25 protein-coding genes and 1 riboswitch are annotated in these 21,790 nt (G+C 42.3%); of the genes, 17 read left to right on the forward strand and 8 right to left on the reverse strand.

Translation table 11 applies throughout. The annotated features are described in order from the left end of the window. Positions 1-77 precede the first annotated feature (77 nt). From MKY84_RS08540 to MKY84_RS08560, 5 genes are all read left to right on the forward strand, one after another. Entirely contained in the window at positions 78-1,838 is a 1,761-nt protein-coding gene (locus MKY84_RS08540) for an ABC transporter transmembrane domain-containing protein (RefSeq protein WP_342525535.1), read from the forward strand. Beyond that, positions 1,831-3,618: an ABC transporter ATP-binding protein gene (locus tag MKY84_RS08545; RefSeq protein ID WP_342525536.1), complete on the forward strand. Its 1,788-nt coding sequence runs from the start codon at positions 1,831-1,833 to the stop codon at positions 3,616-3,618. The genes MKY84_RS08540 and MKY84_RS08545 overlap by 8 nt, the downstream gene beginning before the upstream one ends. 79 nt (positions 3,619-3,697) lie before the next feature. Further along, complete coding sequence (locus MKY84_RS08550; RefSeq protein WP_342528872.1) at positions 3,698-4,408, forward strand: cytochrome c biogenesis protein CcdA; 711 nt, start codon at positions 3,698-3,700, stop codon at positions 4,406-4,408. Positions 4,409-4,420: 12 nt separating this feature from the next. After that, entirely contained in the window at positions 4,421-4,747 is a 327-nt protein-coding gene (locus MKY84_RS08555; RefSeq protein WP_342525537.1) for a thioredoxin family protein, read from the forward strand. Beyond that, entirely contained in the window at positions 4,737-5,222 is a 486-nt protein-coding gene (locus MKY84_RS08560) for a cytochrome c biogenesis protein CcdC (protein WP_342525538.1), read from the forward strand. Before MKY84_RS08555 ends, MKY84_RS08560 begins: the two co-directional genes overlap by 11 nt. A 44-nt stretch (positions 5,223-5,266) precedes the next feature. On the opposite strand, the gene MKY84_RS08565 is transcribed toward MKY84_RS08560, so the two are convergent. Beyond that, entirely contained in the window at positions 5,267-5,695 is a 429-nt protein-coding gene (locus tag MKY84_RS08565; protein ID WP_342525539.1) for a DUF2621 domain-containing protein, read from the reverse strand. Between the two features lie 106 nt (positions 5,696-5,801). On the opposite strand from MKY84_RS08565, the gene MKY84_RS08570 reads away from it, so the two are divergent. The 5 genes from MKY84_RS08570 (at position 5,802) to MKY84_RS08590 (ending at position 7,861) form a co-directional block, all read left to right on the forward strand. Beyond that, the gene (locus MKY84_RS08570) at positions 5,802-6,017 is read left to right on the forward strand and encodes a DUF1659 domain-containing protein (protein ID WP_342525540.1); all 216 of its coding nucleotides are present in this window, start codon (positions 5,802-5,804) and stop codon (positions 6,015-6,017) included. Positions 6,018-6,038: 21 nt separating this feature from the next. Then, positions 6,039-6,251 carry a DUF2922 domain-containing protein gene (locus MKY84_RS08575; protein ID WP_342525541.1) on the forward strand — a complete coding sequence of 71 codons (213 nt, stop codon included), beginning with the start codon at positions 6,039-6,041 and terminating at the stop codon, positions 6,249-6,251. Between the two features lie 50 nt (positions 6,252-6,301). Next, positions 6,302-6,439 carry a YvrJ family protein gene (locus MKY84_RS08580; protein WP_342525543.1) on the forward strand — a complete coding sequence of 46 codons (138 nt, stop codon included), beginning with the start codon at positions 6,302-6,304 and terminating at the stop codon, positions 6,437-6,439. A 66-nt stretch (positions 6,440-6,505) separates the two neighbouring features. Then, positions 6,506-7,093 (forward strand): SCO family protein, encoded by a 588-nt coding sequence (locus tag MKY84_RS08585; protein WP_342525544.1) that lies wholly within the window; start codon positions 6,506-6,508, stop codon positions 7,091-7,093. Positions 7,094-7,183: 90 nt separating this feature from the next. Beyond that, complete coding sequence (locus tag MKY84_RS08590) at positions 7,184-7,861, forward strand: lytic transglycosylase domain-containing protein (protein WP_342525545.1); 678 nt, start codon at positions 7,184-7,186, stop codon at positions 7,859-7,861. A gap of 31 nt (positions 7,862-7,892) precedes the next feature. On the opposite strand, the gene MKY84_RS08595 is transcribed toward MKY84_RS08590, so the two are convergent. After that, the gene (locus MKY84_RS08595; RefSeq protein WP_342525547.1) at positions 7,893-8,147 is read right to left on the reverse strand and encodes a GlsB/YeaQ/YmgE family stress response membrane protein; all 255 of its coding nucleotides are present in this window, start codon (positions 8,145-8,147) and stop codon (positions 7,893-7,895) included. 86 nt (positions 8,148-8,233) lie between these two features. Next, complete coding sequence (locus MKY84_RS08600; protein WP_342525549.1) at positions 8,234-8,776, reverse strand: isochorismatase family cysteine hydrolase; 543 nt, start codon at positions 8,774-8,776, stop codon at positions 8,234-8,236. Between the two features lie 233 nt (positions 8,777-9,009). On the opposite strand from MKY84_RS08600, the gene MKY84_RS08605 reads away from it, so the two are divergent. The 4 genes from MKY84_RS08605 to MKY84_RS08620 all read left to right on the forward strand — a co-directional run bounded on the left by MKY84_RS08605 (position 9,010) and on the right by MKY84_RS08620 (position 13,257). Beyond that, entirely contained in the window at positions 9,010-9,501 is a 492-nt protein-coding gene (locus MKY84_RS08605; protein ID WP_342525551.1) for a DinB family protein, read from the forward strand. A 120-nt stretch (positions 9,502-9,621) separates the two neighbouring features. After that, the gene (gene acnA / locus MKY84_RS08610; RefSeq protein ID WP_342525552.1) at positions 9,622-12,333 is read left to right on the forward strand and encodes an aconitate hydratase AcnA; all 2,712 of its coding nucleotides are present in this window, start codon (positions 9,622-9,624) and stop codon (positions 12,331-12,333) included. A 190-nt stretch (positions 12,334-12,523) separates the two neighbouring features. After that, on the forward strand, positions 12,524-12,946 hold the full coding sequence (locus MKY84_RS08615; protein WP_342525554.1) for a thioesterase family protein: 423 nt from the start codon (positions 12,524-12,526) through the stop codon (positions 12,944-12,946). Further along, entirely contained in the window at positions 12,946-13,257 is a 312-nt protein-coding gene (locus MKY84_RS08620; RefSeq protein WP_342525555.1) for a hypothetical protein, read from the forward strand. Before MKY84_RS08615 ends, MKY84_RS08620 begins: the two co-directional genes overlap by 1 nt. 13 nt (positions 13,258-13,270) lie before the next feature. Here MKY84_RS08620 and MKY84_RS08625 read toward each other — a convergent pair whose 3' ends face one another. Both MKY84_RS08625 and plsY read right to left on the reverse strand, forming a co-directional pair. Further along, a complete protein-coding gene (locus MKY84_RS08625) occupies positions 13,271-13,567 on the reverse strand; it encodes a HesB/YadR/YfhF family protein (protein WP_342525556.1) in 297 nt (98 codons plus the stop codon). Between the two features lie 12 nt (positions 13,568-13,579). Continuing rightward, the gene (gene plsY / locus MKY84_RS08630) at positions 13,580-14,185 is read right to left on the reverse strand and encodes a glycerol-3-phosphate 1-O-acyltransferase PlsY (RefSeq protein ID WP_342525558.1); all 606 of its coding nucleotides are present in this window, start codon (positions 14,183-14,185) and stop codon (positions 13,580-13,582) included. 187 nt (positions 14,186-14,372) lie between these two features. Here plsY and parE point away from each other — a divergent pair, with 187 nt between their 5' ends. From parE to MKY84_RS08645, 3 genes are read left to right on the forward strand one after another with little or no spacing between them, the layout of a single operon-like run. Continuing rightward, on the forward strand, positions 14,373-16,340 hold the full coding sequence (gene parE / locus MKY84_RS08635; RefSeq protein WP_342525559.1) for a DNA topoisomerase IV subunit B: 1,968 nt from the start codon (positions 14,373-14,375) through the stop codon (positions 16,338-16,340). Next, positions 16,340-18,760: a DNA topoisomerase IV subunit A gene (gene parC / locus MKY84_RS08640; RefSeq protein WP_342525561.1), complete on the forward strand. Its 2,421-nt coding sequence runs from the start codon at positions 16,340-16,342 to the stop codon at positions 18,758-18,760. Before parE ends, parC begins: the two co-directional genes overlap by 1 nt. A gap of 18 nt (positions 18,761-18,778) precedes the next feature. Next, positions 18,779-19,261, forward strand: coding sequence for an N-acetyltransferase family protein (locus tag MKY84_RS08645; RefSeq protein ID WP_342525563.1), 483 nt, complete (start codon positions 18,779-18,781; stop codon positions 19,259-19,261). 140 nt (positions 19,262-19,401) lie between these two features. On the opposite strand, the gene MKY84_RS08650 is transcribed toward MKY84_RS08645, so the two are convergent. From MKY84_RS08650 to MKY84_RS08660, 3 genes are all read right to left on the reverse strand, one after another. Then, a complete protein-coding gene (locus tag MKY84_RS08650) occupies positions 19,402-20,274 on the reverse strand; it encodes an aminoglycoside phosphotransferase family protein (protein ID WP_342525564.1) in 873 nt (290 codons plus the stop codon). Further along, complete coding sequence (gene metA, locus MKY84_RS08655) at positions 20,271-21,185, reverse strand: homoserine O-succinyltransferase (protein ID WP_342525566.1); 915 nt, start codon at positions 21,183-21,185, stop codon at positions 20,271-20,273. The genes MKY84_RS08650 and metA overlap by 4 nt, the downstream gene beginning before the upstream one ends. Before the next feature lie 59 nt (positions 21,186-21,244). Further along, a riboswitch (SAM riboswitch) is annotated at positions 21,245-21,349 on the reverse strand. Between the two features lie 54 nt (positions 21,350-21,403). After that, positions 21,404-21,790 (reverse strand): hypothetical protein, encoded by a 387-nt coding sequence (locus MKY84_RS08660; RefSeq protein ID WP_342525567.1) that lies wholly within the window; start codon positions 21,788-21,790, stop codon positions 21,404-21,406.

Below are 21,790 nucleotides of genomic sequence, written 5' to 3' on the forward strand. Positions count from 1 at the left end.
GTTCGTCTTCCGAAATGTTTGAACATTTGCTAAACTAAATAAGGTTTGGAAATTGTACGAGAAAAGGGGAACGACACATGAGGGTATTTTTGGACCTTGCTTGGTTCTTTAAAGAAAGAAAATGGCAATACGGTTTCGGCATTCTCATGCTACTGGTTGTCGCATTTTTAACATTGATCCCTCCGCGCATTATTGGAGAAGTGGTGGATGCCATTAATGAAGATAGACTAACCTCTGAATTGCTGGTTCAGTGGCTTGGCTTATTAGCTGGCGCAGCCATCATCATGTACATTCTTCGTTATTACTGGCGTATGTTGATTTTTGGGTCAGCTATCTTATTAGCTCGCCGCCTTCGTCAGACACTCTTTCAGCATTTTAGCCGCATGTCCCCATCTTTTTACCAGAAGCGACGCGTCGGTGATCTGATGGCTCATGCCACAAATGATTTATCTGCAGTTCAACAGACAGCGGGGGTAGGTGTTTTAACACTCGTCGACTCCCTTGCAACAGGTGGTTTCGTGATTGCAGCCATGGCCATCACAATCAATTGGAAGTTAACATTGATTGCTTTGTTGCCAATGCCACTTATGGTCCTATCGACAAGCTATTACGGTCGACTGCTTCATCACCGTTTTCGTTTTGCGCAAGAAGCATTCTCTGACTTGAATGATAAGTCGCAGGAAAGCATTAGCGGAATCAAAGTAATCAAGACATTCGGTCAAGAAAAAGAAGATACTGAAGACTTTGTTCGGTTGTCACAAGATGTCGTTGATAAAAACATTCGTGTCGCCAAAGTGGACTCCTTGTTTGATCCAACGATTTCACTGATTGTCGGCGCCTGCTTCTTCCTTGCTATCAGTTTTGGCACACAGTTCATCTTGTCGGAAGAAATGACTATTGGACAGCTTGTATCATTCAATGCATTTTTAGGGCTACTGGTATGGCCCATGCTTGCCTTCGGTTGGTTGTTCAATATCGTAGAACGCGGACGCGCATCGTATGAACGGATCCAACAATTACTATCAGAGCCTGTGGACATCGACGACCGGGTCGGCGCATTGGCAGTCAAACCGGAAGGGAAGGTCACGTTTGCCATCGATTCGTTTTCGTTCCCAGGAGACGACAGAAAAGCTCTACACAATGTACACTTCACGATCGATCGAGGCGAAACGCTTGGGATCGTTGGAAGAACAGGGTCTGGAAAGACAGCTATCCTCAAACTTCTCATGCGTGAATTTGAAGGATACCAAGGGTCGATCACTTACGGCATGCACGATATTCGAGATTATAAAAAAGAAAACTTACTCGAAGCTATCGGTTATGTGCCGCAAGACCACTTCTTGTTCTCCACAACTGTGGGTCTCAATGTTGCTTTTACGAATGTCAAAGCATCTCAACAAGAAATTGAGCGTGCAACAAAATTAGCCGCGATTCATGAAGACATCACACGTTTTACAGATGGCTATCAGACAATCGTAGGAGAACGGGGTGTGTCGTTATCAGGTGGGCAAAAACAGCGAATCTCGATTGCCCGCGCGCTGATGATGCAACCCGAATTACTTATTTTAGATGATTCCTTGTCAGCAGTAGATGCTAAGACGGAAGAAACGATTCTAGAAGCGCTGAAAGCAGAGCGCTCCAATGAAACAACGATCATCACGTCACACAGACTGAGTGCGATCCAACACGCTCACCAGATTATTGTGATGGAGAGCGGCACAATCAAAGAAAAAGGCACTCATGAAGAACTCATGGCCTTACAAGGCACTTATTTCGAGATGTATCAACTACAACAACTCGAATCACTCGTAGAGCAAGGAGGCGATCTGCATGGATGAAAAACTACCGAAACTTACCGGGAAGATGCAGTGGCAGATTCTGAAACGTCTCTTACGTTATCTGATCCCTCATAAAAAGATGCTTGCCATTGCGCTGGTCTTGTTAATGATTACAGTTGTAGGTGATCTTGTAGGTCCTTATTTGATCAAGATCTATATTGACGATTATTTAACAGTGGGGTCATTTCCCCAATCTGCCATCATAGGTCTTGCCGCAGGCTACATCTTCATACAGGTCGGGAATGTTATTATTAGTTATTTTCAGTTGATGACGTTCCAAAAACTTGCGTTACGCGTCATTCAAACGATGCGTATTGATGTGTTTAGTAAGGTGCAGGGACTCGGAATGCGGTATTTTGACCGCACACCTGCAGGAAGCATCGTATCACGTGTCACAAATGATACAGAAGCGATTAAAGACATGTTTGTCAGTGTACTGGTAGGATTTGTACAGTCTGGGTTCCTAATCATCGGGGTCTATATTGCGATGTTCTTGATCAACCCTGAACTGGCACTCATTGCGACACTGTTACTGCCGATACTTGGCTTCATTATTTACACTTACAGAAAGCACAGCTCGGTGGTCTATCAAGACTTACGAGAACGGTTATCTCAACTAAATGCGAAACTCGCAGAGTCACTTGCAGGTATGGGGATGGTCCAAGCATTCAGACAAGAAAGACGTCTGCGAGATGAGTTCAGTGAAATCAACACTGCGCATTGGAATGCCGGGCAACGCAACATCAAACTAGATAGTCTGTTGTTACGTCCCGCTATTGACCTAGTGTACGCGCTCGCCATCATCATGGTATTGAGTTACTTCGGTATCACGTCGTTCTCTAATCCGGTAGAAGTCGGTGTGATTTATGTATTTGTCACCTATATCGATCGTTTCTTCGAGCCCATCAATCAAGTGATGCAACGTCTGTCGATTTTCCAACAAGCGATCGTTGCTGCTTCACGCGTCTTTAAACTGATGGATGAAGAGGACATGGCACCGGCACAAGCGGACCGATCAACAGCGAAGATTGACCAAGGAAAAATTGAGTTTCGTAATCTGACATTTTCTTATGACGGTCGTCAGGATGTGTTGAAAAACATCTCCTTCACAGCTGAGCCAGGACAAACAGTGGCTTTGGTCGGTCATACAGGTAGTGGAAAAAGTTCAATCATTAACTTGTTGATGCGTTTTTATGAGTATGACAACGGAGAAATTTTGATCGACGGACATTCCTTAAAAGACTTCCCAATGCCAGAACTGCGTAAGAAGATGGGTCTCGTGTTACAAGATCCTTTCCTGTTTTACGGGGATATCGAGAGCAATATTCGTTTGCACGACCCTCAGATGACGAGCGTACAAGTGCGTGCAGCAGCTGAATTTGTGCAAGCAAACAACTTCATCGAACAATTGCCTGACAGATACCAGCAAAAAGTAACTGAACGTGGTTCTACGTTTTCAAGTGGGCAACGACAACTTGTCGCTTTTGCTCGTACGATGGCAACCGACCCAAAAGTTTTAATTTTGGATGAAGCAACAGCAAATATTGATACCGAGACGGAAGTCGCAATACAAACTAGTCTTGAGAAGATGCGTCAAGGGCGTACAACTATTGCGATTGCTCACCGCCTCAGCACCATTCAAGATGCCGAATTAATTCTTGTTTTGCACCAGGGCGAAATCGTGGAGCGTGGTACGCACCAAGAACTTATTCGTCAAAAAGGGCTGTATCATAAGATGTACCAACTACAAAATGGTCTAGTGGAAGAACAAATGTCATAAAACTGTCATGAGCAAGAGTAGGGTGCATTCAGCGAAAGTCTGATACGATGGAAGCAGTTCAGCTGAAAGGGTGATTTTTTTGGCAACAGATGTGACCATCTGGCTTGCTTTTGGTGCAGGCTTCTTAAGTTTTATCTCCCCATGTACCTTACCTCTTTATCCGGCATTCCTTTCTTATATCACGGGAATGACGATTGAAGAGTTAAAGACAGACCGAAAAAAGATGCAACGACGTGGCATGTTCCATACTTTGTTCTTTTTACTTGGCTTTTCCGTAATCTTTTTAGCCCTAGGTTTGGCAACCTCTTGGCTTGGGACATTCTTCATACAATACGATGATTTGATCCGACAAATTGGTGCTTTATTGATTATCATATTTGGACTTTTAATTGTAGGAGTGTTCAAACCCGATTTTTTAATGTCCGAGAAACGACTGCAATTTAAAAATAGGCCTTCTGGTTATTTAGGAAGCAGCCTGATTGGGATAGCATTTGCGGCTGGTTGGCAACCGTGTACAGGACCAATTTTAGCAGCTGTTCTTGTGATGGCGGGCTCCAACCCAGACCAGGGAATGTTTTATATGATTGCCTATGTACTTGGTTTCGCAATCCCGTTCTTCTTACTTTCTTTCTTTGTGACACGTACACAGTGGATCAAGACAAACAGTGAGAAGTTTATGAAGGTTGGCGGCTACATCATGATCGTGTTAGGAATCATCTTGTTCTTTGATGGCCTAACATGGATTATCCGAGTTCTTAGTCCGCTGTTTGGGGACTTTACCGGTTTTTAAGGAAGTGGAAAGATGAAAGAAATTCGTTCATATGAACAATGGCAGCAAGCGTGGCAACAGCCTAAAGGGTTATTATTTGTAAAGACGACAGGCTGTTCTGTTTGTGAGGGTCTACTACCTCAGGTAGAAGCCATCGAAAACGACTATAAATTGCCGTTTTATAAAGTGAATAGTGCCGAAGTACCTGAAGTAGCAGGACAGCTTTCGTTGTATACAGCACCGGTTGTCTTACTATGGCATGAGGGAAGAGAAGTGCAACGTTTCGCACGCTTTGTACCTATGCAAGAATTGAAATTTCGGCTAGGGCTGTTGAATGAGGTGTCACCAGATGATCTTTGAGTGGTTGTCTCAAGAAATGCTGGTGACCCTGTCACTCGTCAGTGCTATCGTCATGGGGACATTGCTTGCTATCGTTCGCAGTCGCGCAGCCAGAAAACCTGCCACTGCTAAAAAGATACTGCTGCCACCGCTCTTTATGTCGACAGGAGCTCTCATGTTTCTGTTTCCATTCTTCCGTGTTCCTTGGATTCATGTAGCAGAAGCGCTTGCAGTCGGGATGTTGTTCTCCATCTTGCTGATCAAGACATCCAATTTTGAGAAGCGAGACGGGGCCGTTTATTTGAAGCCATCGAAAGCGTTTGTCTTTATCTTATTTGGACTACTAGGTCTTCGCATCGTGATGAAACTAGTGTTAAGTAGTGAGATTCACGTTGGTGAGTTGAGCGGCATGTTTTGGCTACTCGCATTTGGCATGATTGTTCCTTGGCGATTAACGATGTATAAAAAGTATAAAGACCTGCAACTGCAGGCCTAATAAAAAGACCGTATTCTCCCTGAGTGGAGGATACGGTCTTTTTATTAGTTAAAATAGGCTTCATACGGCGCAAGATCAATTTGAAGTTCATCCATCTTCTTGCGTAAAAATTTGTGATCTCGTTTCGGTGTAGCCAGAATGTAGCCGCGAATCAAAAGCTCTTGTGTAATCGTCGGTGCATTCTCTTCTAGCGCCAGCTGACCAATTCGGCCTGCAATCTTTTGTTTGGCTACAGGACGGAACAATTCTGGCACCGGTGCTACTAATTCATTCAACAGTGCTTTTTGTTCATCTGACCACAAATGAATGGTTTTATCGACATAATAGGATTCCCAATCTAAATCAGATTTGCCATCCTCTTTCGGTAATGCTTTTAAAAACTTTCGGAACATGAAATAGCCACCAATGGCCATAAGCGATATTAAGATAACTACCCAAAACAATATAAACCAAAGAAACCAGCCATCTAACACAGTCTTTCACCTCGAGTTAAGTATACAAGGTTCTCACAAAAAATTCATCCTATCGTATCCCTTTTTCTGTGAACGTTCTATATAGGGGATGAAGGAGGTGATACACATGGCAAGTTACCAACTGAAGAACGCAAACTTCCGCCTCATCTATGATGACGGTCTAACGGAAGACGGCAAGGTGAAGCGTCACACAAAGAGTTACCCGAGCATCGACGCCTCAGCATCGGCCGATCAAATGTACCAAGCGGCAGTCACGATCTCCTCTTTATCCGAGAAGGCATTGTTGCAAGCTGAAAAGCAAGAAGTAGAAGAAATCATCTAATGAAGAAGGGAGGCCACTTACATGGCGAAAACATTACAACTTGAATTTGCAAATGCAACTGGTAAGAAGCTAACGGTTGCTGTAGAGGAACCGCGTGAGAATCTCACGGTGGAAGAAGTGGAAGCCGCAATGCAACAGCTCATTGAGTCCGAGGTGTTTGCAGTAGACACGTTAGCCGTGACAGAGTCTGTATCGGCACAAATTATCGACCGTAACGTCCAACAATTATTTTAAACTTGAACCTCCTCCATCTGTTGGGGGAGGTTTTCTAAGGAGGAAAACAAATGGAGCAATGGATTACCTTAGTTCAAGAAATTGGCTTTCCTGTCGTCGTATCCTTTTATTTATTGCATAGGATCGAATCTCGGCTAGAAGCGATTCGCGATGCACTGGTAATGATTACCCCTGTCACAAAAGTGTAAGAAACAATGTGTTTCTCAGATTGAACAGTTCCTCCTAAAGGGCTATCATTAAACGTATGACGAGGAGTGATTCATTTGAAGAAACTGTTTATCTCACTTACTTTATTACTTTTGCTAGTCGCAGGCTGCGGTAACGGCTTTGAAGCACAGACCGATTGGGAAGTTGAACCGTTCTCAGTGACGACTCATCGGGATCAACCATTGGCCCTGGAAGACTTAGAAGGGACCATCTGGTTATCGACATTCATCTTTACAAATTGTAATACGATTTGTCCGCCAATGACTTACAACCTCTCAGATATTCAAGAATCTCTGGAACAAGAGGGAGTCGACAACTATAAAATCGTTGCGTTTAGCGTAGACCCGGATGTAGACACACCTGCTGTTCTAACAGATTATCTAGGCATGTATGAGCTAGCAGATGAGTCCAAATGGGAATTGCTCACAGGGTACGACCAAAGCTTTATTTCCCAGCTAGCCCGCAATTCTTTTAAAGCGGTCGTACAAAATGATCCGAATTCTGATCAAGTCATTCATGGAAGCAGCTTTTACCTTGTCGATCAAGAAGGGATTGTCGTTAAAAACTATAGCGGCGTAAGTGAAGTACCTGTCGATGAAATCGTTCAAGATATGAAAGCTCTTTCTGAGCAATAGACTCTTTCAAACTGCCCTCCTTGCGGGCAGTTTTTTTATGAGGTTATCTATAGTATGATAAGAGCAGTAAACAAAAAAGGTGAGCCGTCTATGAAAAAACAAAAAAATACATCAAAAAAAATGATTCGCTTACGTCTTTGGGCACTCTTGCTCTTTTTGCCTGTCATGATAGTAGGTTATTTTGTAACAGTAATCGGTTGGCATGAATTACGAAACATTCCTTGGGCACATGAGGTCAGTCAATTTGTCGAATCGAAAGCAATCGAGTTCAGAGATCCGGAAATTCCTGAAGAGTATATACCTGTCTACCAAGCGGCCGAAGTGGAGTACGGGGTTCCGTGGCAATTACTCGCTGCTCATCATCGCATTGAGACTCGTTTTTCAACGATGGACCCGTTGTTGTCACCTGTAGGAGCCGAAGGGCATATGCAGTTCATGCCTTGTACATTCGTGGGGTGGACACACCCAACATGTGGCGGACTTGGACAAGGTGGGATTCCTGAAGAGGAGAAAACTGATCCTGAAGTGATTGCCTATTACGGGGGATACGGAGTGGACGGTGATGGAGATGGGGTAGCAGACCCTTATAATATTGTAGATGCCGTTTATAGTGCAGCCAATTATCTGGGCTCAAATGGCGCGGCAGAAGGGGATCTTGAAGCGGCTATCTTTTTATATAACCGAAGTGATCAATATGTAGAAGATGTCCTATATTTCTACACACTGTATACAGAGAACTATCCACAACAAGTGACGTTGAAGCCATAAAAAAAGCCTCCGATGTAGGAGGCTTTTTTCATTATGATGCTTTACGCATTGATTTTAAGATAAATGATACGATGAAGACTACAAGAATCGCACCGATTAAAGCTGGAATAATAGCGATGCCGGCAACAACTGGTCCTAAATCTGAGAACAGCATGCCTCCAACCCAAGCACCAATAATACCTGCAATGATGTTACCGATAATACCACCAGGAATATCTTTACCAAGAATAAGTCCAGCTAACCATCCGATGATACCACCAACGATTAAGTATAAAATGAATCCCATTTTCCTTCACTCCTTGTCTAATGTTATTGTATGAGTACACTCTTTAAATATCCTTAGACAACAAGTTATAAACCTATTTATAAAAATTATTTTAAAATTGCTCCAAGAGTCGTTTCAAAATGGCGTAATGCCCACTCATGTCCTTGCGGGTCAAACGAGGCAACGGCATCTTTATGAATGATAATTTGGTAGCCAAGGTTATACGCATCAACTGCTGTATGAAGAACGCAAATGTCTGTGCAGACGCCTACGATATGAACAGTCGTCACATGACGCTCGCGCAGATACTGATCAAGGTTTGTTCCTGCAAATGAACTGTAACGACGTTTATCCATCCAATAAACCGCATCTTGGTTCTCCTGATAGAAGTGATCAAGTGAACCGTATAACTTTCTACCAAGTGTTCCTTCTATATTGTGAGGAGGGAACAGGGGTGATTCAGGATGGAACGGATCCTCTCGAAAGTGAAGGTCAACAGGAAAAACGATGACACGATCAGCTTCTTTGAACGAATGGCATAATTCAACTATCTTAGACTCAATCGCCTGACCAGGTTTGCCGCAAGTCAATGCACCATCCTCTGCAACAAAATCATGCGTATAATCAACTACTAATAGAGCTTCCGTCATAAATTTCATCCTTTCTACATAAAATATTTTTCAAATGTTCTGAAAAATTGTATACTAAAAACAAAAGGAGGTAAACAACTATGGATCAGGAGATGCATAAGCGCTGGACGAAGCACGCAACTTGGTTTGCTGCACTTCACACCCTATTTGTTGTTACTCTTACCTTTGACTTTATTCAATTTTACTAAAAGAGTGGAAGTCCTTTCCACTCTTTTTACTGTGAGGAGACGATTATGGATACTTTACGACATTTAAACACAACACGAGATGAATTGATTCACGAGCTCCATGCCATTCCTGACACCCTGTTTTCAAAACAACCGGATAAAACAACTTGGAGCCCGCAACAAGTGACGGAACATATTGCCCTTATGGATTCTTATGTGGCGAGCCTACTGGATAGAGGGAAAGCCGTACAGAAAAAAGTGATGAAAAAACCTATTCGACTGACAACGCTTCGTTCTATCAAAGTAAAAGCGCCAGGACCTGTAGATCCTGCAACCCAAGAAAAGACAAAAGAAGATATTTATGAGCTGTTGTTTGAATCTCGTATGCAGGTACTGACACTCTATAAAAAGTTTTCAAAACTAGAAAAGCGAACGTTCGCTATGAAACATCCTGTATTTGGTTATTTAACTGTGGAGCAGTGGTTTGACTTTCTTGGGTACCATGAGAAACGTCATTTGAAGCAGCTACGGGAAGTAGTGAGTCAGTTAAAGTTATAAACAACACTTATCGAGATTAATAATTTTAATGTAATTTACTTATCAAACTAGGTGGTATATGATTAATAGTGGAGAAAAGCGACAGATTGTCTCTTTCATTTATGCAGAGGAGGAAACACGATGGCAAAAAGTAATTTACATCAGAGCCGTGCTTCATTCGAAGTCAATGGCAAGACGTATAACTATTACCGACTAGCAGCTTTAGAAGAAGCAGGAATTGCAAACGTTTCACGCTTGCCTTATTCCATTAAAGTTCTTCTTGAGTCTGTACTTCGTCAATATGACGGGTACGTGATCAAAGAAGACCACGTTGCAAAATTAGCAAACTGGGGCAAAGAAAACGACCCAGAGGCAGAAGTTCCTTTCAAGCCTTCACGCGTAATCCTTCAAGATTTTACAGGTGTTCCTGTAGTCGTAGACTTAGCCGCTCTTCGTTCAGCAATGGCTAAAATGGGTGGAGACCCTTCTAAAATCAACCCTGAAATTCCTGTTGACCTAGTAATTGACCACTCTGTACAGGTTGATAAATACGGTACAAACGATGCGCTTCGTATAAACATGGAGCTTGAGTTTGAGCGTAATGCAGAGCGTTACCAGTTCCTTAGCTGGGCACAAAAAGCATACGACAACTACCGTGCAGTTCCACCAGCAACTGGTATCGTTCACCAAGTAAACTTAGAGTACTTAGCGAATGTTGTCCATGCTGTTGAAAATGAAGACGGTACATTTGAAACATTCCCAGATACATTAGTCGGTACAGATTCTCATACAACGATGATCAACGGTATCGGTGTACTTGGATGGGGTGTTGGTGGTATCGAAGCTGAGGCTGGAATGCTTGGTCAACCTTCCTATTTCCCAATCCCAGAAGTTATCGGTGTACGTTTAGTTGGAGACCTTCCAAACGGAACAACTGCAACGGATTTAGCACTAAAAGTAACAGAAGTTCTTCGTAAAGCTGGCGTAGTTGGCAAATTCGTTGAATTCTTCGGCCCAGGTGTTGTTCAATTACCACTTGCAGACCGTGCAACAATTGCTAACATGGCACCTGAATACGGCGCTACATGTGGATTCTTCCCAGTAGATGAAGAGGCACTTGATTATATGCGTTTAACAGGTCGTGAAGAAGAAAACATTGATGTAGTTAAAGCTTACTTGCAAGCCAATGACATGTTCTTCACAGCTGATTCTGTAGAACCTACTTACACAGATATCATTGAACTAGACCTTTCAGCTATCGAGCCAAACCTTTCAGGTCCTAAACGTCCACAAGATTTGATCCCTCTTTCAGATATGAAAGAAGAGTTCAACAAAGCAGTAGTGGCACCACAAGGAAACCAAGGTTTTGGATTGACGAAAAAAGAATTCAAGAAAACTTCTGCTATTGAATTAGCGGGTGAAAAAGTAACGATCCCTACTGGGGCTGTTGCAATCGCTGCTATCACATCTTGTACAAACACATCGAATCCATTCGTTATGTTAGGTGCAGGACTTGTGGCTAAGAAAGCAGTTGAAAAAGGATTAACACCTCCTGCTTATGTGAAAACATCATTAGCACCAGGTTCAAAAGTCGTAACAGGGTACCTACAAGATTCAGGTTTACTTACTTCTTTAGAGCAAATCGGATTCAACCTAGTTGGTTACGGCTGTACGACTTGTATCGGGAACTCAGGTCCATTACTTCCTGAAATCGAGCAAGGTATCATCGACAACGACCTACTTGTAACATCAGTGTTATCAGGTAACCGTAACTTCGAAGGCCGTGTTCACCCATTAGTAAAAGCTAACTACTTAGCTTCTCCACCATTAGTTGTTGCTTACGCACTTGCAGGTACAGTGGATATCGATCTTCAAAATGACCCAATCGGTCAAGACCAAGACGGTAACAATGTATTCTTCAAAGACATCTGGCCAACTACAGAAGAAGTAAAAGAAGCAGTTCGTTCTACAGTAACTCCTGAGCTATTCCGTAAAGAGTATGCACGCGTGTTCACTGAAAACGAAGAGTGGAATGCAATTGAAACTCCGGACGATGCTTTGTATGCGTTTGATGAAAATTCAACGTACATCCAAAACCCACCGTTCTTTGAAGGACTTTCAAAAGAGCCACAAGATATTCAAACATTAGCTGGTCTTCGCGTAGTGGCGAAATTTGGCGATTCTATTACAACTGACCACATTTCTCCAGCTGGAGCAATTGGGAAAGATACACCTGCTGGTCGCTACCTTCGTGAAAACGGCGTAGAGATTCGCGACTTCAACTCATACGGTTCACGCCGTGGGAACCATGAAGTGATGATGCGTGGTACGTTTGCAAACATCCGTATCCGTAACCAAGTAGCACCAGGTACAGAAGGTGGTTACACAACTTACTGGCCAACTGGTGAGATCATGGCAATTTATGATGCTGCTATGAAGTATCAACAAGATGGAACTGGATTAGTTGTTCTTGCTGGTAAAGATTACGGTATGGGATCATCTCGTGACTGGGCTGCAAAGGGTACAAACCTTTTAGGCATCAAAACAGTAATCGCAGAGAGCTATGAGCGTATTCACCGTTCAAACCTTGTGATGATGGGTGTACTTCCACTTCAATTCATGAAGGGCGAAAGTGCAGAAACACTTGGTTTAACTGGAACAGAAGAAATCAGCGTAAATATTGCTGAAGGCGTGAAACCACGTGATATTCTAACTGTTACTGCAAAAGCTAAAGACGGTTCTGAAAAGACATTCCAAGTACTTGCTCGCTTCGACTCAGAAGTAGAAGTAGATTACTACCGTCATGGTGGTATCCTTCAAATGGTACTTCGCAACAAAATGCTAGAAGCTTAATTCTAGAATTCAAGACCCTTCTCCTGCTTACAGGAGAGGGGTTTTTCTTACTTTAGAAGTGAGAATAATAAAGTTGAAATCTGCTCATTATATTGAAATAATTTATGTAAATATAAATATTATCTCAATATAACAAAACGAGAAAGTGATTACTTTTCAATATCATGTATACTTATAAAGAGGTGAAAACTTGATGATTAGTACAAAAGAAATTGAAGTACGCTATGCTGAGACGGATCAAATGGGGGTCGTCTACCATGCGAATTATTTAGTGTGGCTCGAGATGGGGAGAACGCAATTAATTAAAGATTTAGGCTTTGATTATGCGGGACTAGAGCGACAGGGGTATTTATCGCCTGTGTTAGACGTATCTATCCAGTACAAACAAAGTGTACGCTACGGGGAAGACGTGACAGTAGCCACTTGGATTGATACCTATAGTCGGTTAAAGACCGTATATGGTTATGAGATTCGCAAAACAGATGGCTCAGTCGCCGCTACCGCTAAAACGATGCATACTCTTGTATCAAAAGAGACCTTTCGTCCAATCGCGCTCTCCAAAGTAGACCTTGCTTGGCATACAGCGTATGAGAAAGCTTGCGTAAATAACTAATGGCCTTTGGAATTACTCGACGTGAACTTGTTGCTTGGAAGCAGAAGATCGAAGCGGGAGAGATTGGCATCTTAACGCATTATTGGTTGGATTCTCGTTTTCCACATGCAACCTCTGTGACTAAAGTAGGTGCGAGAGATTTAAACCAGCTCGCAAGCTGGGGTGAAACGTATGGACTTCAAAAAGAGTGGATCGACCATAAGGAACATTTTCCTCATTTCGATCTTTTCGGAGAAATACAGGAGCGTGTTTTGAAAGAAGAAGGTATGACAGAGCAATATGAAAAATTTATAACCAAAAAAAGATCCTAGCCTTTTTGCTCGGCTAGGAACTTTTTTTATAATCAAATGTAATTTCTTGTCTTTCAGGATGAAGTTCCACATGCAGGTCGTGCCCATCAAAGTACCAAAGATCCCGTTCTTCAATATAAAAATGAATGCCATTTTCATCTTGTTGAACAGCAGCTTCGTCAGGCTCTGCTTTAGTCATCCCGAGTGTGAATCCTTCGTGCAACTTACTGCTGCCGCCGTAGCGGGCGTAAAATTGAATCCACTCGCCTTCGGTTGCTTCCATTTCTGTTTCGAACCAGCTTAGTGCTTGCTGTGAAATTTCAATTTTCATCTGCATCACTTCCTAAATCCAGGAGATTTTTGGTTCATTTCCTTGACGGATGCGTCCAATGTTCGCTCGGTGGCGATAGACGATGAAAAGCATCAAGACGCTTATCAATAGAATAAGTGGAATGTCGGGACGAATCAAGAAATGTGAACCGACTGCCATGATGAAAGCTGTGACTGATAGCAAGATGGAAGTTAAAGAGACCATCTTCGTCAACTTTAAAAATACAAAGAAAAGAACTAATAAAATTAAGAAGAACATCCAGTTGTAACCAAGTAGCACTCCTGCTGAAGTCGCTACAGCTTTTCCTCCACGGAACCCTGCAAACACTGGATACATGTGACCAATTACAGCTACTGCACCAAGAACCAAGGGGTGTATAGCAGTATCTGAAAACCATGGTAGTAATACCAGAAGAACAGCAGCTGTTCCTTTTAAGATATCAATTAATGAAACGATCAGGCCGGCTGGCTTCCCTAATACGCGAAAGGTGTTAGTGCCACCCAAATTACCGCTTCCGTGTTCACGGATATCAGTTTTAAAAAAAGTCTTTCCTATAATTAGACCTGTAGGAATGGAACCTAGTAAATAAGCGAGTAAGAGTGCAAGTGCTGTTGTCATAATAGTCTCCTTTAAACGTCTCGTTTGCTACTAGTAGTGTACCATATTCGAATTTTGATTGGACAGAGTGCATTGCAATCTTTTCCGTGTTTCTTTACACTTAGAGAATGACGGTCTAGCGGTTGACATCACTGTTGGACAAGCGTATCGTTAAAAATAGAACACACGTTTGATTGGGGAGAACAACTTGGTAAAACAGAAATTAACAGCCTACACAGATGATGACATTCAAGTTTTAGAGGGGCTAGAAGCCGTTCGGAAACGTCCTGGTATGTATATTGGTTCCACTGACACTAGAGGCCTACATCACCTTGTCTATGAGATCGTAGACAATGCAGTCGATGAGAGCTTAGCTGGATTTGGTACGCAAATTGATGTAACGATCCATGCTGATAACAGCATCACAGTCCGCGATTATGGTCGTGGCATGCCGACAGGTACTCATAGAACGGGTAAACCAACTGCTGAAGTCATTTTCACCGTTCTTCATGCCGGAGGAAAGTTTGGGCAAGGCGGTTATAAAACAAGTGGAGGTCTTCACGGGGTCGGAGCTTCTGTAGTAAATGCACTTTCTACAACTGTAGATGTAGAAATTCACCGAGACGGAAAGAAATTTTATCAAAAATTCTCTCACGGTGGCAAAGTAGAGGTGCCATTAAAAGAGGTTGGTAAAACAAAAGAAACCGGAACAATGGTTCATTTCTTACCAGACCCAACTATTTTTTCAGTAACTAAATACAATTTTGAAACACTGAGTGAACGCTTACGTGAGTCCGCTTTCCTATTAAAGGGTTTACGGATCACTTTAAAAGATGAACGAACCGATGTTACAGAGGTCTACCATTATGAAACAGGGATAGAGGCTTTTGTCTCCTATTTAAACGAAGAAAAAGACACCCTTCACAATGTCTTCTACATGGAAGGCGTGCAATCAGAGATCGAAGTCGAGTTCGCGTTCCAGTACAACGATGGCTACTCTGAAACCATTCTGTCCTTCGTCAATAACGTCCGTACTCGCGATGGTGGTACACACGAAACAGGGGCAAAAGCTGCCTTGACACGCGTATTCAATGACTATGCCCGCAAAACAGGGTTGTTAAAAGAAAAAGACAAGAATTTAGACGGTGCCGATGTACGTGAAGGAGTTGCGGCCATCGTATCTGTTCGTATTCCTGAAAATATACTCCAGTTTGAAGGGCAGACCAAAGGGAAGCTTGGAACTAATGAAGCTCGTAGTGCAGTGGATATGGTCATTTCAGAAAAGCTGCAATACATTTTAGAAGAAAATGCTGATTTGACGGCTTCATTGATTCGTAAAGCTATTCGAGCACAGCAAGCACGAGAGGCTGCACGTAAAGCGCGTGAAGAAGCTCGTACTGGTAAAAAACGCAAAAAAAATGACACTTTGTTGTCCGGTAAATTAACGCCTGCACAGTCTCGTAATGCAAAGCGCAATGAACTGTATTTAGTGGAGGGTGACTCAGCCGGCGGTTCAGCTAAACAAGGACGTGACCGCACTTTCCAAGCTATTCTGCCACTTCGCGGAAAAGTCATCAATACGGAAAAAGCAAAGCTTGTCGACATTATGAAAAATGAAGAAATTGCCACCATCATTCATGCAATCGGTGGTGGAGTAGGTGCAGATTTTGCAGTAGAAGATATTGCTTATGACAAGATTGTCATCATGACGGATGCCGATACAGATGGCGCGCACATTCAAGTGTTATTGTTGACGTTCTTCTACCGTTATATGAAACCGCTCATTGAAGCAGGCAAAGTCTATATTGCCTTACCACCACTTTACAAAGTATTTAAAGGTGCTGGTAAGAAAGAAGTAAGCACTTATGCGTGGACGGAAAAAGAATTACAGCAATCTATTAAAACCATAGGAAAAGGCTACGCCCTGCAACGCTACAAGGGTCTTGGTGAGATGAATGCTGATCAACTGTGGGAAACAACGATGAATCCTGAAACTCGTACCCTGATTCGTGTCACCATCGAAGATAGCGGTCGCGCCGAACGTCACGTGACGACATTGATGGGCGACAAGGTAGAACCACGACGCAAATGGATTGAGAGCCATGTCGACTTTAGCCTTGAAGAAGAGGGCACGATATTAGAAAACGAACGTATTCATATGGAGAGTGAAGTATAATGTCACAGATCGAACGCTTTCAAGATTTACCGTTAGAAGAGGTCATTGGAGACCGCTTCGGACGCTATAGTAAATACATCATTCAAGACCGAGCACTACCAGACGCACGGGACGGATTAAAACCAGTTCAACGCCGGATTTTATTTGCCATGTACACAGAGGGTAACACGCACGATAAAGCATTCCGAAAATCAGCCAAAACTGTAGGTAACGTTATCGGGAATTATCACCCTCACGGAGATAGCTCCGTCTACGAGGCAATGGTACGTATGAGTCAAGATTGGAAATTACGCAATCTGCTCGTAGAGATGCACGGAAACAACGGATCGGTTGATGGGGATCCTCCTGCTGCAATGCGTTATACAGAAGCAAGGCTCTCTCCAATTGCTTCCGAATTGTTACGTGACATTCAAAAGGAGACCGTTGAATTCATCCCGAACTTTGACGACTCAGATTCTGAACCAACTGTTCTCCCAGCCCGTTTCCCTAACTTGCTGGTTAACGGCTCTACTGGAATCTCGGCAGGGTATGCTACAGACATGCCTCCTCATGCTTTACATGAAGTAATCGACGCTTTGTTTATGTATATGGAGAATTCGGCAGTTACAGTGGACGAACTGATGACTGTAATGAAAGGTCCAGATTTTCCTACGGGAGGCATCATTCAAGGAGTAGAGGGCATTAAAAGAGCTTACGAAACAGGTAAAGGAAAGATTATCATTCGTTCAAAGACCGAAATTGAGGCAATCAAAGGGAACAAACAACAGATTGTCATCACGGAATTGCCTTTTGAAGTGAATAAAGCCAATCTCATCAAACGAATGGACGAACAACGTTCTGATAAACGTCTCGATGGAATTGCCGATATTCGCGATGAATCTGACCGTACAGGCCTGCGCATCGTTGTTGAAATGAAAAAAGATGTCGATGCACATGGCATTTTGCAATTTTTGTTTAAAAATACAGATTTACAAGTGTCTTATAATTTTAATATGATAGCCATCCATAACAGACGACCTATGATGATGACGTTGCCACTTTTATTAGATGCTTATTTAGAGCATCAAAAAGAGGTCACTCGCAAACGTTCTGAATATGATCTTAAGCGGGCAAATGCACGCCTACATATCGTGGAAGGTTTAATGAAAGCTCTTTCGATTTTAGATGAAGTGATTGCGACCATCCGGGCTTCTAAAGATAAGCGAGACGCAAAAGAAAACCTAAAATCATCATTTGCTTTTACTGAAGAGCAAGCAGAAGCCATCGTTTCTTTGCAGCTTTACCGTTTAACCAATACAGACATTACAGCTCTAGAAGCAGAACACGCTGACTTAACAAAATTCGTCACGCAGCTACAAGGAATTTTAGGCGACGAAAAGAAGTTGATCCGCGTAATTAAAAAAGAACTTCAAGATATTCGAAAAACCTACGCCGAGTCTCGTCGTTCATTAATCGAAGATGAAATCGAAGAGATTAAGTTAACCTTAGATGTGCTGATTCCAAGCGAAGATGTTCGTTTGACTGTCACAAAAGAGGGTTACGTGAAACGTACGTCATTGCGTTCTTATCAAGCTTCTAATGGCCGAGATTTTGCTATGAAAGAGTCCGATCATTTGTTACTTGATCAGATCAGTAACACACAGCATCATTTACTGCTGTTTACATCTCTCGGCAACTACATCTACCAGCCTGTCCACGAGCTTCCTGAGATAAGGTGGAAAGATCTTGGTCAACATATTTCAAGTGTTGTTCAGTTAGATCCAAATGAACAGATCATTCATGCAGAAGTTATTGAATCGTTTGATTTAGACTTTACTGTTATTACGGTTTCTGCAGAAGGTCAAATTAAGCGGTCTCTGTTAGCTGAATTTTATGCACAGCGATACAACCGGGCACTAAAAGCAATGAAACTTAAAAAAGACGACCGACTTGTGGCTGTTCGTCTAGCAAATCCGTCAGATGACCTTGCGTTATTTACTTCGGGTGCTTACGCTCTTAGTTATTCTTTAGATGAGCTTCCGATTACAGGTGTAAAAACGGGTGGTGTTAAAGGTATCAATGTAAAAGACGGGGATTCAGTAGTCGCATTGACGCTTCTTCCTAAAGATTCGCAAGATTTTTATGTTTTGATCACCCATCGAGGAGCTATCAAAAAGTTAGCACGTAAAGAACTTGAAGCTAGCTCGCGCGCTAAACGTGGCGTCGTAGTGTTGCGTGAATTAAAATCAAATGCCCACCGCATTGTGGATGTTCATTATGTGACAAATGCCGATGTATTGCTACCATTGACAACGAATGGGGAGGGAGAGCAATTGCTAGTCAAAGAATTAAAATCTGCCGACCGTTATTCGAATGGAAGTTTCTTAGTGGATGTAGAAAATGTGGGTCCTGTTCAGAAACTAATTATTAAAACACCCTAGTCGAGTGGAGGAACGTAGATGATACGAGAGCTGAGAAAAGAAGATTGGCCAGCTGTTAAAGCTATTTTTGAGCAAGGAATTGCTTCCGGAAATGCTACATTTCGCACTGAGGCACCCACTTGGGAACAATGGGATACATTTCATCATGACGTGTGTCGGTTTGTTTTTGAACAAGAGGGCGTTGTTCTTGGTTATGCAGCGTTATTCCAAGCATTTACAGCATCATTTTTTCATGGTGTAGGTGAAGTGAGTATTTATATGTCGAATGAAGCCGCTGGTAAAGGGATCGGCAGTCAACTATTAGCCAAACTAATTGAAACTAGTGAAACGTCAGGTTTCTGGACATTGCAAGCCATGATTTTTCCAGAGAATCAAGCAAGTCTGAAACTCCACGAAAAGTTCGGCTTCACAGAAGTTGGTGTTCGTCGCCAAATCGGTAAAATGAATGATACGTGGCGAGATGTTGTATTAATTGAAAGACGCAGCAAAACAAATCTATAAATTTAGTAGACCCAGGACAATAAATCCTGGGTTTTTCTCTAATATCTCATTATTTTAAGTATACTTAATTATGATACGTAACTTTAGATAATATATATTATGGAAACTAATTTATAGAAAACCAAAAGGAGACCTGATTTCTAGGTCTCCTCTTTTTGATGGTTCATTAACCACTCTAATTGGTCATAGCGTTGCTGAGCCTCTTTACTCTGCTCTTCAAGACTCCAGAGTAAATAAACAGTTCCCAATGCTTTTACCGCATCTAGTAACTTATCAGCATCAAACCCATGCGTGCTTATTAGCAACTGAAGTTTTAACTTAAATTCTTCAATCGTAGCATTTTTATTAAATAGAAATTGCACACAATCATAATACGCGTGTCCAATAACACCTTTAGGATCTATAACTACAAATCCACGACTAACATCCCATACTATGTTTTCATGATGTAAATCACCGTGTAAAATCACATCTTCATTACTGTCAGCTAATCTTTGCTGCGCTCGACGAGCTTCTAGTAACCAGGCTTCAGGAATATCACCACTATAATTTAAAGTTTCAAACCACGAACTAATTCCTGGCAACTTAGCTAATACAATCGATGACTTAGCTGTACTATGCAACCTCCTCCACTGTTCTACAAATATACGAACGTTAGTTCTCGTGTCGGGAAATTTGGCATAAAGGGATTCACCGGGAACAATATTTTCCATAATATAGTATCCTTCGTCGAGGACAACAGTGAAAACTTTCACTACAGATTTGTTAGCAAAAGCTTGCAGAGCCAATAGTTCGTTTGTAAAATCTGCGCCAGGTAATCCTACCTTTAAAACCACTGATTTCTCATTTTGAACGGCTCTAACAACGTAATGATAAGAAAGGTTTGAAAAAGGCACGAGCGTGTTTAATTGCTCTGTAGCAGCAATTTTAAGGACATGCTGTGGGAGATTAACTAGCCACGTCTCTCCTCTCTCGCCAAATGCAGCGAGGACGTTCTCTTCAAACGCTGTCATGATTTGCTCCAGTCATAGGGAGTCTGTTGGTAGACATAATAGTTTAACCAATTCGAGAACAATAAATGTGTATGTGAACGCCAAGTATTTGATGGATTTTTTGTAGGATCGTCGCCCGGAAAATAATTAGCTGGCACTTCGGGAGCGATTCCTTTTGCCACATCACGTAAATATTCGTCTTGAAGTGTCGTGGCATCGTATTCCAGATGCCCTGTAGCCATGATATGACGTTGATCTTTTGACTGGACAAGAAATACGCCTGCTTCTTGTGAAACGGCTACCACCTCTAGTTGTTGCTGCTTCAAAATCTCTTGATAGCTTACAGTCGTGTAGCGTGAATGAGGCGCTAAAAATGTATCATTAAACCCTCTTACAAGCGCACTGTGTGGCGTGAGTAGTGTGTGTGGATAGACGCCTGAACATTTTTTAGGCAGTGGTTCTTTATCAACGCCAAATTCTTGATACAAGACAGCTTGAGCTCCCCAACAAATGGACAAAGTTGATGTTACATGTGTTTTGGCCCAGAAGAGTAACGTGACAATCTCTGGCCAATAAGCCACTTCTTCAAATGGCATCTGCTCAACTGGCGCACCGGTGATAATCATCCCATCAAACCGACGATCTTTTATCGCATCAAACGTCACATAAAACTGTTCAAGGTGGCTACTGCTCACATTTTTAGGTTGGTAGCTGGCCATTCGCAAGAAAGTTACATTCGTTTGAAGTGGCGTGTTCCCTAATAATCGCAACAATTGATGCTCAGTTTTCTCTTTTTCTGGCATGAGATTTACAATTAACACCTCAAGTGGTCGGATATCTTGGGTATGAGCTCGCTCCAAATCCATTACAAAGATATTCTCATTGCGTAATTTTTCAATCACAGGTAAGTCTTTAGGCAAATTAATCGGCATAGTCGTCTCTCCTTCTAAAAAAATAACACTCTGCCCAAACAAGGGCAGAGTGTCGGTCAACATTATCTTCCAAGTCAGCACTTGATGGAGGAAGCACCTTTCTGCATGAGCAGAGGTTGCTGAAGCGTCGTCGGGCCATTTCCCTCGGCTTCTCTTGATAATCACCTATTCAATTACGTATTGTTGCGATTGTAGCAAAGCTTATAAGCAATTACAAGCTATTCTTCGACATCAAAGATTATATCATCTTCATCTGTGAGACTGCTTCCATCTGAGAAAAATGCGGTAGTCGTTAACGTGAGACGAGTCGCCTCTTCCCCTTCTTCCGGCATCCATCGCTCATCTGGCATAATCTCAAATGGAATCATCAACATCCCTTTTGATGCTGGATTGCCGACAGGTTCATGACTCTGCTTGGCAATCAATTCGCGAGATTCTTTTTTACAAACTTCTAAGCGAATATCGACCAACTCTTCTTCTTCTTGTTCTAACCCTTCAATATAAATCGTGCCTGATAAGTTAATACCATGCTCGATGTAGGGGTGATCGACTACTGTGTCAATTTTAATTAAATCTTTTTCAATACGGGACTCAAAAGAATTCAT

This window comes from Chryseomicrobium sp. FSL W7-1435, from assembly GCF_038595005.1.
Lineage (GTDB): Bacteria > Bacillota > Bacilli > Bacillales_A > Planococcaceae > Chryseomicrobium.